This window comes from Daejeonella sp., assembly GCF_037719425.1.
Lineage (GTDB): Bacteria > Bacteroidota > Bacteroidia > Sphingobacteriales > Sphingobacteriaceae > Daejeonella.
The window spans coordinates 1-15,392 of record NZ_JBBJNI010000100.1 but is presented as its reverse complement, the minus strand read 5'-3'; the positions used below and the strand labels follow the sequence as shown (position 1 = coordinate 15,392).

Here is a 15,392-nt window from a genome sequence, read left to right as displayed (position 1 = left end):
TATGCCCAAGTGCTTCCTGGGCAAATTCTAATCCCATGGTACGGGTTACTTTTGTGGTGAATGAGTGTCTGGCCACCATTGTTCCCAAGTTGATGGAAAGTTCTAATTGTTCAACCAGTCTCTTCATATGTTGATTTACAAAACGAATGAAATTCTGGTTAGCCCGATGACGCTCTTTTGCAGACATACTGGATTGAAAAACGGGGAAAACATAATCGTTCGGCTTTACTTTTTTATTGCCATACTTCTTTATGATATCTTTTACATAACTCGTTAAAGGCACTACGATAGGTGTGGGATCTTCTTTGGTGGTATTAATGGTCTTGTATCTTAAAAAGGAAAAGTAAGTATCGTGGATATTTTTAAACTTTAATTCTGTAATATCTCTAAAATTCATTCCATTACATTGATAACTGAAAAACCAGAAATCTCTGGCCTTCTCTATAAAGGGATCTGTTACTTCTGCTGTATATAAAGCTTTAAGTTCTGGAGCCTCAAGAGCCTTTTTAACGTTTTTCCCAGTAGGAATTTTATAGGCCTTAAACGGGTAGATTTCCTGATCGATATCGCTGTTTTCCATTGCTTTATTAAATATTGCTCTTAAAGCCCTGAGATAAATACCTACAGTAGTTTTGGAGTTATCGTTTCGTACCATCCATTTTTCATACTTATTCAAAAACTCTGGATTAATTTTTTCGAAAGGGATATGAGTTATTGGTTTTTTTCTTCCTTCATTACTAAAGGACAAAATAGAAGTGATACTGCAGCGATAGCTGGAGGCGGTACCGATACGTTCATCTTTTTCTAGCTGATATATATACCGGTCGTAATGATCTATTACATTATTTATATTAGACTTAGTTCTGAATAATTGCTTTTCGAACTTCTCAAAACTAAACTTCTTTAATTCTTTAATTACCTCGTTGGCTCTTGCTTCAATAGCCATGAAGGATATTTTTAGTTGCTGATATTCAGTTTTTGGCTTTTGAGACAAATAAGATTTTTCAAAATCTTTTTCAGATAAAGACATACCAGTATCAAACATCTTTGCTTTACCATAATACACCCTAAGTTTTACGGGGTAAATGCCATCCTCTTTAGGTCGTCTTGTATCCAGATACAGCGAGACTTTTGCCTCTTTTTTGATCAAATCCATAAAAAAGTCATTTATTTGCACACAACTATTTACAAATATTGCGTTTTTGACTATAATAACCAAGTTTTATGTGCACAAAATTTGCACAAAAATGGCATTAATAACGCAAAATAACGACAAGTAACAACATACTAAAAAATATTAATTTATTGATTATCAATACAATGATAAAAAACAAAAAGAATAGAAAAGAGCCTTTTATGACTGTTAATCAGAGGGTCACTGGTTCGAGCCCAGTCTCGGGAGCAAACCCCACCATGTCCGGTGGGGTTTTTTTGTTGAACTATATTTTTTTAAAGCCAGCTGGTTATCCCAAAGTTTCGGGACGCAGTTGCGGGATTAATCCGAGGGCCACTGGTTCGCGTCCGATTCACCTTAAACAAAAAGATGTTTTTGTAGTTCTATCTAAAGGCAGATATTAAATCAAAGGCTTTAAAAATTTTAATCAATCCTTAGAATTGGTTATTCAGAAAGAATAAATACTTATACCATCTATATGAGCTTAGCAGCATTTGCCAAACAAAGAAACTTACGTACCCTGGCATTTTTCGGTATCCTTGGATTGCTGTCGGCATGTAATTACCAAAATACGACAACAACAGAGCCTGTTCATGAGGCTGACACCCTCGTTCGATCGGACACCACGCGCAACATTCAGGATTTCGGGTTGACTCTACCCGTTCTGGATGCGCTGTTTTTAGAAGAAGATTTCCAGGAAACACTGACTTCTCAGCTTCAATTAACCAGCGAGCAGATCTCAAAATTAAAAGTAGCTGCCAGCGCATCCGTTGCTAACCTTAGCGAGGATGGAACAAACTATCTCGGTTCAGCCCGTGCGGCGAAACAGCAGTCCGAAGAACAGATCAGGGAGATCCTAGGGCCGGACAAGGCAGATCAATTGTTCAGGCTGGTATCGCAACGCTATGCAAGCGGCGATATAGATGGCTTGTTCCCTACTACGCCTAATGCCGTTCCGACCGACACCCGCATTGTTGTTAATGCTCCGGCTTTTCGAATGGACGTATTTCAGGAGGGAAAATTGCTTAAGAGTTACCGCATCGGTATTGGCTACCCGGAATTTCCTTTACCTACCGGCATGCGCAGGGCTGAAAGCATCATCTTTAATCCAACCTGGACACCACCCGATGAACCCTGGGTAAAAGGTAAATTTCAGCCGGGTAAGAAAGTTGCCGCAGGAAGCGAGCTTAATCCGCTGGGACTCATTAAAATCCCGATCGGATCACCTTCATTAATTCATGGAGGGAAACCTGCGACAAAACTAGGGGACTTTGCCTCACACGGCTGTGTGGGCCTGACCAATGATCAGGTCCAGGATCTTGCCACTGTTCTCGGACAACTTTCCGGCACACCTATCACGGCAGAGCGCATTCAAGACCTTGAAAAACAGAAAAAAAAGACCGAAGCAGTAAAACTGGGGCAGCCTGTATTGGTTGAGCTGAGATATGAAACGATTGTAGCCGAAAATGGGAAGCTATATATTCACCGGGATGTATATGAACGCGGAACGAATACGATGAAAGATGCCATTCGCGTGTTAAACGTATACGGCGTTCAATACGAAAGCCTTAGTGCTCAGGAAAAAGCAGCAGTGACGAATGCTCTGAGCGAAATGAATCTTGATTCACAGGGAAATGCGATTGCAGAGAATGTCAGCTCAAAAGATACCACATCCGGAGCCCAAGTGGCTGTCGATAGCAAGAATGGTGTTGCAGCCAGTAAACAGGAAGGGGCGAAAAAAGGGAAGGTCACCCGATCCGTCGAAGGTCAGAAAGAACTGGTAATCCCTATCGCTGCACTGCAGGGAAAAGGTTATCCTGCTGCTGCAAACTTAAATACTGGATCATCATCAACGCGCTTCCGCAACTAATTGCGTAAGCACGGCTCCAATACCCATAAAATAGCACCATGACTATTAGAAATGGGACCAGCGTCTGCACGAAAAAATCCAGTGGCATCCCCCCGGAACCCGCAGATAACCGAGGACTACCTCCATTAAGGATTCTAATGGGGCATGGGATCAAATCTTAATGAGATACCAGAGAGCACATCTGAATACGAAAACATTAGCAATTTGATCTTTATCAAACAATTGGGGTTTTTTTAAATTATCTTTATACTATTCGCTCTCCAAGCATACCATATTAGACTCTGACATGAAAATTCTGATTGCCGAAGATGATGAGCTAATGCTGAGAACATTGGAATTCCGCCTGAAGAAAGACGGACACAATGTAATCGTTGCCCGGGACGGAAAGGAAGCCATGGAACTTATCGATACACACGTGCCTGATCTGGTTATCGCCGATATTATGATGCCTTATTCCTCAGGCATGGAACTCACCGGCTACATCAGGCAAAAATATGAGCAGAAGATTAAGGTAATTATACTTTCGGGCATGGGACAGGAGAATGTGATACTTGAGGCATTTCGCCTGGGTGCAGACGATTATATTACCAAGCCCTTTAGCCCTAACGAATTATCTGTACGGGTAAACCGGTTCTTACCGCGCGCATAGTTCTTAATCCATCTTACGTGGAAGTTTTCGATATCACGAATTTAATTGGCCCCGGACTTTCATTTTTCGGGTATCTTATAATCACCTTTTGGCTGGTAACGACAACCCTCTGCACCTTTATTCTCAACTACCTCTATATAGTGAACAAGCGCGAAACCAGGTACGAGCGCTGGAAATTTATCGCCGATACATTTATTCGTAAGGCCATATTTTTCGAAGAGGTGGAACCTCAGGAAAAAGATGGGAGCCCTGAAATCATAAAAAATGACCTACCCCCCACCCCAAAAAGGCTTCAAAAGCTGCTCCCCAACCCATACTTTCGCAAGCTTATCACTATCGAACTGCTTTCTGCTATGGACAGCATGTCGGGAACGGCGGCCGCTAATCTTAAACGTGCGTTCTACCAGGTAAAGCTGAACACCCGGGTATCGAAAATGCTGGATAGTCCCCATTGGCACATTAAGGCCGCGGGTATCCAGCAGGCCGGAATTATGGGGATGGATGAATTTAAAGATAAGATTTCCAGGTTCATTAATCACGAACGCCGGCTTATCCGGGTAGAGGCGCAAAACACGATATTAAAATTATCCGGCTTCGATGGCCTCCGCTTCCTTGATGACGTAACTTATCCGATATCCGAATGGCAGCGGCTTAGGATCCTGGAAGAGCTCTCGCGATTGCCACCCGAAAACTTTACAGGGATAGACAAATGGCTGAAATCCAAAAACGATACAGTCGTTATTTTCGCATTAAAGCTCGCTAAAGTCTATTTCCGCTTTGAATTGTATGAAGAAGTGCGGGCCTGCCTGAGTCATCAGAACAGCGAGGTCAGGCGCCAGGCAATTCTGGCCTGTACCGAATTACAAACACAAGACACTGCCCGGCAATTAATAAATCGGTTTCGTTCAGAAGAAGAAAAAAATCAGCTGCTTATTATTAAGGCCCTTTCCCAGATTGGGACCGAGGAAGACATTCCTTTTCTATCTTCCCTTTTATTTTCTGAAAATATCAAGGTGGTTATTGCCTCGGCTTATTCGCTTGCGGATTTAGGCGAAAATGGTATGGCGGCCTTGGAATCTCATACAAAGGCTGCGGTCTTCCCGCTCGACCGTATCATCACCGAAATTAAATCGGAAGTAAAATGAACTGGTGGCATATAGCTTTTGAGATAATCAATTACATCCTGCTGGGATATGCCCTCATGCTGATCTCGGGAAATATCTTCATTGGCTTATATTCCATTGGCGAGATCAAAAAATATCTTCGAAAAAACAGCTATACTAATTATCGTTTGCTGGCCCGTTCTACCCAGCTACCAGGTATAAGTATCCTTGCACCTGCCTATAATGAGGGCGCGAATATAATTGAGAATGTGCGATCCCTCCTCTCTATACATTATAATAACCTGGAGGTGGTTATCATCAACGATGGTAGCAAGGATGATTCTATTGAGAAATTGATGGAGGTTTACGACCTGTATAAGACAGACCTTTTTGTGAATGAACAGCTGGACACCAAACCTATCAAAGGGGTTTATAAAAGCCGGAACCTGATCTACAGCAAGCTGATCGTGGTGGATAAAGAGAATGGCGGCAAAGCTGACGCACTGAATGTGGGTGTAAATATCGCCAAACACGATTACGTGGTATGCATCGATGTGGATTGTATCCTGGAACAGGATGCACTCCTTAAGTTGGTAAAGCCTTTTATGGAGTCGCCTGATAAAAGAGTAATTGCGACCGGGGGAGTGGTGAGGATAGCGAATGGCTGCGAGATCTCGAACGGTCGACTACTGAAGATCCATTTGCCCGATCAGTTCTTACCGCGCGTACAAACCCTGGAGTACATTCGGGCGTTTTTGCTGGGCAGGATGGCATGGAGCAGGCTTGATGGGCTGCTGCTTATCTCGGGAGCGTTTGGAGCATTTGATAAAGAGATTGTGATAAAGTGTGGTGGGTATAATCATAATACTGTAGGTGAAGATATGGAGCTGATAGTACGGATGAGGCGGCATATGGAGGAGGCTAGTCTACCCTACAAGGTCGCTTTTATTCCTGATCCGCTTTGCTGGACGGAGGCCCCCGCCTCGTTCAAGATCCTGGGAAGGCAGCGTAACCGCTGGACCAGAGGAACTATTGAGACCTTAAAATTTCATAAGATAATGTTCTTTAATCCAAAATATGGGTTAATGGGAATGCTTAGCTACCCCTACTGGTTCTTTTTTGAATTTTTAGCCCCACTGGTCGAGTTCTTTGGGTTCTTTATACTCATAGGGATGACGCTGCTGGGCTACTTTACCTGGACCTATGTAATTACCCTGTTTGTATTCATGTACAGCTTTGGAGTTCTGTTTTCCGTATTCGCGATATTAATGGAAGTGATAACCTATAACCAGTATAAGTCGCGCAAGGACATATTGAACCTGATAGCGACCGCATTTATAGAACCTGTGATATTCCACCCATTTGTGGTATGGTGTGTAGTGCAGGGGAATATTGATTTCCTCCGAAAGAAAAACTCCTGGGGAGAAATGACCCGTGCCGGCTTCACCAAGAAAAAGGAAGCTACCTGATCTAGAATCTTCGCATATAACCTATACCCACTTCAAACTGATTGCCATGAGTATTTTGACGGTATTCCTGATCGGCAAATGAAGCTCTTAGCACCACAATATTCGACGTTTTAATGGAATGCTGGAAAGCGGCCGAAATGCTGTTAGACTTTAAATTGTAGCCTTGGCCGTTGTTGAACAAGGAATTATTCCGGGGGTTATCCGGGGACAAACCAGTACCCAGGCCCAGGGTAAGGTAATCATCTGCCCCGCCAATATAAAAACGTGTATTGAACTGCCATGCCTTGGATACAGAGCTGTTTATTGGCGTCATCATGCTTCTTAGGGTAAACAGAAAGCTTTTATAGTATTTGGAGAGGGAGCCGACATAAGTCCAGATGGGTTCACCGAAATTTAGCATCCGGAAACCCGCTTCCACCTCGAAAGCTGCGGGGAGGGCCGCGAATAGCGAGAAACCTGCCCGGTAGGTTGGAAACACCGAACTACTCGAGTATGCCCCATTCAGATGCGCATAGAAGGTTTTCGAAAGCAGCGGGTAAGCTTCCAGCTCGAATTGGGTGCCCGTATTGCCGAAACGATTAGCCAGACTGGTCCGTCCGATTATTGGCCCGATACCTGTCAGACGCGAATACTCCACGCTGGTGAGATGCCATGGATCATCAAATTGCTTGTCGAAATAAACATAGTCATAGTTTACACCGATCTTATTGTTTGAAATCAAGCTGCCCAGGTTTCCGTAAAGCGCACGAGCTTCAGTATTAACCGGATTAGCCTCAAGCAGCGCAGACAACGTAGAATTGGCTTCCTGATAACGCCTTAGCTCTGCAAGGACACGGGCTTTCAAAAGCTGAAGCGCCTCCGACTTTTGGTTGTATGCAAGCCCCTCATTGATAATTACCAATGCCTGCTCGGGGTGTTTTGTCCAGTATTCCAGCGAGCCATATGCCAGAAAGGTATCTTCATAGTCTGGCTTTAAGTCGAGCGCTTTTTTAAACTCCACCCGCGCACTATCAGGCATCTCAGCATAAGTATACAGCCTTCCGAGAAACACCTGGATGTCCAGATAATCCGGATTTGCCTGAAGCGCCTGCTTACTCAGCTTAATTGCTTCTATGTAATTTTTGTCCTCAAAGGCCAGCTTCTTTGCCTGCACAAAGAGCGAATCGGGATTCACCTCCACCTGCGCAACTGCTGGCCGGAAGGAAATTAAAATGAAGAGGATGGTTAATATTCGAAGGAAGGGGTTCATATTAATGGGATTGCGGTGTGATGATAGATTATATGTATACGCATGAAGGGGTGAGAGGTTTTGGAATAAATTTAGGGAAATTATTGGGAGAAGTAAGATTTGGCAGCGGTGGTCTTCAAATAACGTCAGGAATGTTGAATTATGAAATCTTTGTTTTACAGAATATTATATCTGGAAGTCACTAGGATTAAACTCAAGAACCTTCGTTATGATATCTATATTCCCTCTCCTATTTTTAAACCATCTTTCTTTCCATGCTTTTACTAATTTTTTCGTCGGATAATTGTAATAGAGGGGGCGTTTATTTCTTCCGTTCAAAACGTCCGAGTAATTTTTAGCGAGAGGCACGAAGTAAATACTCCTTTTGAAAGAGTACTTTTCCCGGGGTCCTCGATTCCTTTAAGTAAATACGATAAGTCAACAAGGTTCATCTGTAAGTCTTGACATAAGCGTTTTAAATGTTCTACTAATAAGGGGCTGTTTTCTCTTACCCGTTCATTGAAAGCTGATTCCTTGGTATTCCCGGCAATAGCGTCAAGTGCGCATTGATTTCCTCTAGAATCGATACCCTAACCAATTCAATTACTGCAGGGTTAAAAAACAACCTATTATCTCCTCCATCAGCGGAAACAAATGAAACAGCATTTACAGAATATTTTCTAATGGGCTTTATGTCGTTCGTTAGTCGTCTTGCATATTTTCTAAATTTCGCCATGATAGGATCCTCATTCTTGTAAGCATCAAGAACTCGCCCTCTAATCTCTTGGAAATTACCTTCTGCAAGTGCCATCTAAGTCTAATCCATTTCTATGTTTAAGTTGGTTTTCATGTCATTTAAATATGAATACGATAGAAAATTTACATTTTGAAGTTGTCCAACGACAATTCCGGAATGAATACTCAATTCATTTGCAAATCTTATAATCGCATTAGGGCTTTTGTCCCCTTGGGTAATAAATGTATTCAATCTTTCGTTAGGAATTAAAAAATTTGCTGCATAATCGTCCGCTTCGTCTTCCTTTTGCTTATGCGAGGTTTTATCCTCTATGCCTTCTAGAAAGAAGTCCTTTTTGCCATGTAGCAATATATGTGCAGCTTCATGAAAAAATGTAAACCAAAAGCGATCATTGTATTTTCCCCTCAGGCTTAGCTGAATTAGCGGATGATTTCCTACCCATCTTACCGCACCACTAATCGTTGCTTTAGGTAGAACTGGACTGAAAATCACATTTACCCCGGCATCGTTGCATAGGCGTTTTATCTCTTCTTTATAACAGTCTTCTTTTTTTCTGGTTAAATCACGTATTGTCCAAAGATTCTCTTTAAATCTTTTTTCATCGTATTCTGGCAAGCTACTATGTTTTGTCTTGATTTCACCATGTCTTAACCATGCTGCAATAGCTGCATTTTCATTCGTATATGCTAAGGATATCCGAAATGCTGCCTTTGGTTCACTACTGAGCCATAACGATTTCCACCCCTGAACCGAAGCGACTCCAAAAAAGTTTAAAACCTCTTGAAGCTGTTCAATTTTATTTGCTGATTTCTTAATCCACCCGTATTTTACCATCTGATTCAACGGAACAGTTTTCAGCCACTCGATAGACTGTTCCAACCTTTCTTGCTCTTTGAATCTTGCTATTGATTCTTGATATTGAGATTCTCGCTGAATCCAAAAGTGAGCTGGAGTATTAAGAACTCTTTCTAATTGAATCGCGGTATCAGGAGTAATTGCAGCTTTACCTCTGACAATTTCGTTAATTGTTTTCTCTGGCCTATCCATTCTTTCAGCAAGTTCCTTTTGTGTCATCCCAATATCTTCTAAGATCTCACCCAAGGTATCACCAGGTGGACTTACCGAATCTGGCCTGTAGATGTTTTCCCTATTTCCCATGATAGTTTACTATTTCTAAAACTTTAATACTCCTTACTTCTTTCCAATTTATTGCCCCATTTGATGTAAGAGGAACCGGCTCATGATCTGGTATAAATATCAATCTTTTTGGTTCTTCTACATGGACTGCGATTTGACCTTTCCTGTTCTCTTTTAATTCATGGTACTTCCCGGGCAGCAACCTCATATCTTCCAGAGTGCTTGCTGCCCTTAAATCATCGAGTCGCCTCCTTATGATCTTCGCTCCAAGATGCCCATACTCCTTCTGAAGCAACTTTTGATCGTTCATAAGTTTTTTGAGCCTTTTGTCAGTAAATGCTATTTCCACCTAATATTATTAACCCCAAAGGTTATTTTTTTTTCAAAAGTATATATTTTAATTGATTTCTCAAAATCACAAGAACTTAAGAATAAGTGGGATCCAGACTCTAGACTTGTGGATCCAGATTTTCTAGAATAGTTAATAAATTAGATCTGTCATTATTGATTGCCAATCCATCTTTAATCACAGCGCCAATATAATGGCACATCCATGTTCTCGTCCCCATAACCGCATCCTCCCCCTCCCAAAAACTCAACTCTTCTTTCACCTTAGATAACACTGAGATCACTATGACCTAAGACTGTCTTATTTAGGGGCATTTATGTCGTTTTGATGGGTGGGTATTTGCTGTTTTATGCTGTTTTAGAGGAAGTTGAGAGTGGAGAATGGAGAGTGTAGCAAAGCGCAGAGAAGCGTCCGGAACTCAAATATTATCTTTTGCTGCCAGAACATCACCTTTGTGATATCACCCTGACAGCTGAGTTTTGAATATGGGAATCCAGCCAGCATTTTCGCAATAAACCTATCCAAGAAAATCTATTTTATGAAACAAGCTAATCCCTAAATCCGTATATTAGTAAGGGCTCCTTGCGGAAGCCAGATACAGCGGGTTACTCCCAATTTCTCGCACAATATTAACTTATAAGAAACCTCATTCTCGAGGTTGTGCTTCCACTTTTTCAGGCTTATTTTAATCCGCCCGGCTTCGGGAAGGGTCCCGGAATGGTTCGTACCTCGTTCTCCAAACTTCCGGGATGGTTCCGGGACAGTTCCGGGAAAGCTTCGGGAAACCGCCGAATGCTCCCCGGATCTGTCCTACATCTTTCTCTGTTCTTTTACGAACGAAGTACGAACATGTCTCCCACCATTCCTGGTTATGGACGGCAAGGTTTTTTAGAAATTTCGATTGAGAAAATTGATATTTGAGAGGCGGAACTTTCGTTTAAGTAAATATACGATTCTTATGAGAATCAAGTAGCAGATATAAGTATCAAGTAGCAAGTAACAAGTATCAAGTAATTAAAACTATCTCTACCCTATTTGCTTATTAACCTTGATGGAGAATACTTTTGGAATGAACATTATCCCTGATAATGATGCACAGCGGATTGAAGCTTTGCGTCGTTACCAGATCCTTGGCACCCCCCCGGAAGATGCGTTTGACCATATTGCACGGCTATGCACGCAAATATTCAACGTTCCTATTTCGTTAATTTCCATGGTTGATAAGGAAGAGGTTTACTTCAAAGCAAATATCGGAATGGGCAAAGCAAAGGTTACCCCAAGAGGTGTCAGCCTGTGCTCACTTGCTGTACTGAAGCCTGAGGTAACCGTTTTTGAGAATGCGGGGGATGAACCCTGCCTTCTAGCTAATCCGAACGTGACCGGTTCTTTTGGTTTGAAGTTTTATGCCGGCGCCCCTTTAACCACACATGATGGCTTCAGGATCGGTACATTATGTTTGATTGACAAAAAGACCCGGACCTTTAGCGAACGGGATCAGGAAATACTGGCCGGCATGGCAAAGATCGTCATGGATGAGGTAGAATTGAGATTGTCATCGATCACCGAAATAGAAAAGCAGCAGGAGGCAAATGAAGAACTCTCTGCTATTAATGAGGAGATGTCCTCAGCAAATGAGGAACTGAGTACCACGATGGAGGATCTGGCTTCAAGTCAGAACAAGCTGGCGATAGCACACGAAAAGGTTAAGGAAGGCCTGGACCGGCTGGATCTGGCATTGGAAGCGGGAAGACTGGGCTCTTATAACCTGGATTTAAATACAGGCAAGATGACATGTACTGCGCTTTGTAAACAGAATTTCGGCAAAACTCCTGAGGCCGAGTTTAATTTCGAGGACCTCATCAATTCCATTCTTCCGGAATACCGGGACTATGTACAGGAAGCTGTTGATGATGCTGTGAAAAACGACAAGACCTATACTGCCGAATACGAGATCCTATGGCCGGATGGGTCAAAACACTGGATCAGTGCATCCGGGAAAACGATAAGGGATCGTGAAAGCGGCGCCAACCGGATGGTGGGTGTGACCAAGCTGATCACCGAAAGGAAAGAATTTGAGCAGCGCAAGGATGACTTCCTCGGCATTGCCAGTCACGAGCTTAAAACACCCATAACCAGCTTAAAGGCCAACCTTCAAATGCTGGACAGGTTGAAAAATAATCCCACGAATCCGCTGATACCCCGTTTGGTAGAAGCATCAAACAATAGCATGGATAAGTTAGGGGCTATGGTTGAAGATCTCCTGAACATGCACCAGTTTAAAGAAGGCCATTTGCGCCTGAACAAAACGACCTTTACCGTATCAGAGATGCTGGAAATGTGCTGCAATCATGTGCGTTTAGGCGGGAAATACGAGCTGATCACCAACGGCGACAAGGAAGCCACGGTTTATGGCGACGAGCACCGCATTGACCAGGTGGTAGTGAATTTTGTAAACAACGCTGTAAAATATGCCCCCGGTTCCCGTCAGATCATTCTACATGTAGAAAAGGTTGAGGGCAGCACTAAAATATCCGTGCAGGACTTCGGGCCCGGAATACCGGCAGATCAGCAAAAGCACTTGTTCGACAGGTACTGGCGTGCCGACCACTCGGGGCCTAAATACTCCGGGCTTGGTATAGGCCTGTACATTTGTTCTGAGATTGTTAAGCAACATGGCGGGAAGATCGGGGTTGACAGTAAGGTTGGTGAGGGAAGTACGTTTTGGTTTACGGTGCCGTACCCGAAATAGTTGTACCTTCCCTCCTATGCAAATCGTAATCAAACCCAATCCCCTTGAACTGGGCATTGCTGCCGGAAAAGCTGCCGCGGAGCTGATACGGAAAGCCATCGTCGAAACAGGCAAGGCGAATATCATCCTGGCAACAGGGGCAAGCCAGTTTGAAACGTTAACGCAGCTGATTAAAGAAGATGTCGATTGGAGCAGGGTTACGATGTTCCATCTGGATGAATATATTGGTTTGCCGGAATCATCGCCAGCGAGCTTTAGGAAGTATCTGCAGGAGCGGTTCCTTGCACATGTGCCCTCGCTGAAAGCGGTTTACCTGGTGAATGGTGAAACGGCTCCTGAAAAGGAATGCCAGCGCCTGGGTGATCTAATCACACAAAACCCGATAGATGTTGCGCTCGTCGGGATTGGCGAGAATGGCCATCTTGCTTTTAATGATCCGCCTGCAGACTTTGATACGGAGGAGCCTTACCTGGTGGTCAGCCTCGACGAGGAATGCCGCAAGCAGCAACTTGGCGAGGGCTGGTTTAAAACTATTGACGATGTACCAAAACAGGCGATCAGCATGTCGGTTAAGCAGATCTTAAAAGCCAAGCATATTATCTGTTCAGTCCCCGACAAGCGAAAGGCTGAGGCGGTGAGGAATTGCCTGGAACAGGCGGTGAGCAATCAATACCCATCGAGCATTCTTCAGCGGCATGGAAACTGCCTGTTATATCTAGACACTGATTCAGCGGGACTTCTTGTGAAAGAAATTAGTTAACTATAGCATCTTTATGGGTTTTGTCTTGCTACCTGATACTTGCTACTTGATACTATTTCACTTCTACCACCGTCCAGTTATTCGTCTTCCGGTTCCAGATGATTGAGTAATCCTTATTATGCATTAACTTATAGGTTACCGCATTCGGGCTGTTCACAAGTTTCAGGAAGCCGTAGTTATATATCTCGTATTTAAACACAAAGGGCTGGGTAGTCTTCATCGGCACCGGGCTAAAGTTCCGGCCGTCATCTGAGAGGTAGACCGTCATGGCATTGTTACCGTACAGGGAAAGGTTGATCCAGCCCCCTCCGTTTACGGGTGGTGGCGGGTTCTGCTGCGGCTGCGGAACCGGCGGCCGGGCGGCTGTTGTAGCTGATGTGTTTATCGGTTTCGCGTAGTACCAGCCTTTCTGAATAGCATCCACCCGCTGTGCCCTGCCGGGATGGCTGGAATTGCCTTGTATTGGAGATATCTTCTCCATTGCAGCGGTAGCATCAGCAAGGGTTGCCCCTACTTTGGCAAGAGCATAACCTGAAAAGTAATCAGCTTCAAGCTCCGTAGCCGGTGTGCTGCCTTTTCCTGTGACGAGGTGATTCCGGTAATGATGCCCCATCTCATGCGCCAATACACTTATGGATGCCCATTTGGTATTAGTATACTGATCCAGCGCGGTAAGGAATCTGTTATCATAGAGAATAACGCGTTTATTATTGATAATCGTCGCGTAAGCATTGTTTATTCCATTTTGCTCCTGGAGGGTAAAGTTCTGCTGCCAGTTGATGCTGTCTAGTATGGTCCGGACATAAGCGCGTGCTTCATAATCGCTTAGAAAATTATTTACTGACGAAGGGGGCGGAATTAGGATCCCGCTATGATTAGTCTGCTGTGCAAAGGCAATCTGCGAACATAGAAGAAGGGACAGCACTATCTTTTTCATCTGTATGTAGTTGTTTTTTTTAATATTGATGAACCTGCCGGCAGACAGGCTTATATCATATCGTTGTGTGAGTGGTAAGCCTGCCTACGGCAGGCAGGCTCATCAGGTTTCATAGTATAAAATTGGTTTATTATCGTAATAACGATGGGACTTGTAATTATGTTATAACACCGATTTGCCGTCTAAGTTTCCGGTTTACCGTCATTTCACTAAGTTTGTTGCATGATCGTCTATAATCCCAAAGATTGGTTTCACTCCACTTTCTCCCTGCACCGCTCAGATACGGCCCGTAAGCTGTTTCCTCTGATATTGGCACTTGCTATTTACTCTGGAAGTATTGCCTACTGGGAGTTAGAATACCTCAAGCTTTCGGAAGTTAGCTGGATCAAGAATATTACATTGGTTCATAACCTACTGGGCTTCGTGATGTCGATCTTGCTGGTGTTCCGCACCAATACCGCTTATGACAGATGGTGGGAAGCGCGGAAACAATGGGGCTCGCTTACCAATTCGAGCCGCAACCTGGCGATCAAGATGAATGCTATTCTTGATAAAGACGATAAGGTTAACCGCAGCTTCTTCAGGAAGTCTATTCCTTTGTTTGCTGATACCTTATTTGCTCACCTGCGCGCTAATAAAACCCGCTTTATGCTGGATGAGGTAGATCATCCTGAATTTGAATCTCTTGACGAGCAAAAGCATGGGCCTAACCAGGTTGCATCGATGATAGTTGAGCGTGCCAACAGCCTCTACAAAGAAGGGGTCATCACCGGCGATCAACTGATCGTGATCAATAATGAGCTGCAGGCGTTCACAGATATCTGCGGAGCCTGCGAGCGCATCAAGAATACGCCTATTCCGATGTCATACAGCTCGTTCATTAAAAAGTTCGTCTTTATCTATGTGATTACACTTCCAATCGGCTATGTATCCTCTATGGGATATTTTGTAATCGCAGCGGTTCCTTTCATCTTTTATGTAATGGCTTCGCTGGAGCTGATCGCTGAGTCGATTGAAGATCCGTTTGGTGTTGATCCGGATGATCTGCCTATTGAGAAAATGGGAGAGAATATTCGGACGCATGTGGTGGAGATTATTCATTAAAGATCCGGCTCTTTCTGCCAGCGGAAATTAAACGCAAAGAGCACTAAGGACTTCTGACTCGTCCTTAATTAGGTTGACAGTTTTTATAAAGATAAATACATTTATT

At 43.5% G+C, this 15,392-nt stretch carries 13 protein-coding genes; 7 read left to right on the top strand and 6 right to left on the bottom strand.

The window, feature by feature from the left end; translation table 11 throughout:
- The coding region (locus tag WKF69_RS13170) for a site-specific integrase (protein ID WP_340382536.1) at positions 1-1,156 on the bottom strand (1,156 nt) is incomplete at its 3' end.
- 496 nt (positions 1,157-1,652) lie between these two features.
- Between WKF69_RS13170 and WKF69_RS13165 the strand changes: the two genes are divergently transcribed.
- The 4 genes from WKF69_RS13165 (at position 1,653) to WKF69_RS13150 (ending at position 6,265) form a co-directional block, all read left to right on the top strand.
- The gene (locus tag WKF69_RS13165) at positions 1,653-3,044 is read left to right on the top strand and encodes a L,D-transpeptidase (protein WP_340382535.1); all 1,392 of its coding nucleotides are present in this window, start codon (positions 1,653-1,655) and stop codon (positions 3,042-3,044) included.
- A 286-nt stretch (positions 3,045-3,330) separates the two neighbouring features.
- Positions 3,331-3,693: a response regulator gene (locus tag WKF69_RS13160; RefSeq protein ID WP_340382534.1), complete on the top strand. Its 363-nt coding sequence runs from the start codon at positions 3,331-3,333 to the stop codon at positions 3,691-3,693.
- A 17-nt stretch (positions 3,694-3,710) separates the two neighbouring features.
- Positions 3,711-4,838 (top strand): HEAT repeat domain-containing protein, encoded by a 1,128-nt coding sequence (locus tag WKF69_RS13155; protein WP_340382533.1) that lies wholly within the window; start codon positions 3,711-3,713, stop codon positions 4,836-4,838.
- On the top strand, positions 4,835-6,265 hold the full coding sequence (locus tag WKF69_RS13150; RefSeq protein ID WP_340382532.1) for a glycosyltransferase: 1,431 nt from the start codon (positions 4,835-4,837) through the stop codon (positions 6,263-6,265). The genes WKF69_RS13155 and WKF69_RS13150 overlap by 4 nt, the downstream gene beginning before the upstream one ends.
- Position 6,266: 1 nt before the next feature.
- Here WKF69_RS13150 and WKF69_RS13145 read toward each other — a convergent pair whose 3' ends face one another.
- The 4 genes from WKF69_RS13145 to WKF69_RS13130 all read right to left on the bottom strand — a co-directional run bounded on the left by WKF69_RS13145 (position 6,267) and on the right by WKF69_RS13130 (position 9,736).
- Positions 6,267-7,514 carry a YaiO family outer membrane beta-barrel protein gene (locus WKF69_RS13145; protein ID WP_340382531.1) on the bottom strand — a complete coding sequence of 416 codons (1,248 nt, stop codon included), beginning with the start codon at positions 7,512-7,514 and terminating at the stop codon, positions 6,267-6,269.
- Positions 7,515-8,001: 487 nt separating this feature from the next.
- Positions 8,002-8,304 carry a hypothetical protein gene (locus WKF69_RS13140; RefSeq protein ID WP_340382530.1) on the bottom strand — a complete coding sequence of 101 codons (303 nt, stop codon included), beginning with the start codon at positions 8,302-8,304 and terminating at the stop codon, positions 8,002-8,004.
- 6 nt (positions 8,305-8,310) lie between these two features.
- Positions 8,311-9,408: a HigA family addiction module antitoxin gene (locus WKF69_RS13135; protein WP_340382529.1), complete on the bottom strand. Its 1,098-nt coding sequence runs from the start codon at positions 9,406-9,408 to the stop codon at positions 8,311-8,313.
- Complete coding sequence (locus tag WKF69_RS13130; RefSeq protein WP_340382528.1) at positions 9,398-9,736, bottom strand: type II toxin-antitoxin system RelE/ParE family toxin; 339 nt, start codon at positions 9,734-9,736, stop codon at positions 9,398-9,400. Before WKF69_RS13130 ends, WKF69_RS13135 begins: the two co-directional genes overlap by 11 nt.
- A 1,051-nt stretch (positions 9,737-10,787) precedes the next feature.
- On the opposite strand from WKF69_RS13130, the gene WKF69_RS13125 reads away from it, so the two are divergent.
- Positions 10,788-12,485: an ATP-binding protein gene (locus WKF69_RS13125; protein ID WP_340382527.1), complete on the top strand. Its 1,698-nt coding sequence runs from the start codon at positions 10,788-10,790 to the stop codon at positions 12,483-12,485.
- Between the two features lie 16 nt (positions 12,486-12,501).
- Positions 12,502-13,245 carry a glucosamine-6-phosphate deaminase gene (locus tag WKF69_RS13120; RefSeq protein ID WP_340382526.1) on the top strand — a complete coding sequence of 248 codons (744 nt, stop codon included), beginning with the start codon at positions 12,502-12,504 and terminating at the stop codon, positions 13,243-13,245.
- Between the two features lie 52 nt (positions 13,246-13,297).
- Here WKF69_RS13120 and WKF69_RS13115 read toward each other — a convergent pair whose 3' ends face one another.
- Positions 13,298-14,182, bottom strand: coding sequence for a M48 family metalloprotease (locus WKF69_RS13115; protein ID WP_340382525.1), 885 nt, complete (start codon positions 14,180-14,182; stop codon positions 13,298-13,300).
- Positions 14,183-14,404: 222 nt separating this feature from the next.
- Between WKF69_RS13115 and WKF69_RS13110 the strand changes: the two genes are divergently transcribed.
- Entirely contained in the window at positions 14,405-15,286 is an 882-nt protein-coding gene (locus tag WKF69_RS13110; protein ID WP_340382524.1) for a bestrophin family protein, read from the top strand.
- The last annotated feature ends 106 nt before the right edge of the window (positions 15,287-15,392 follow it).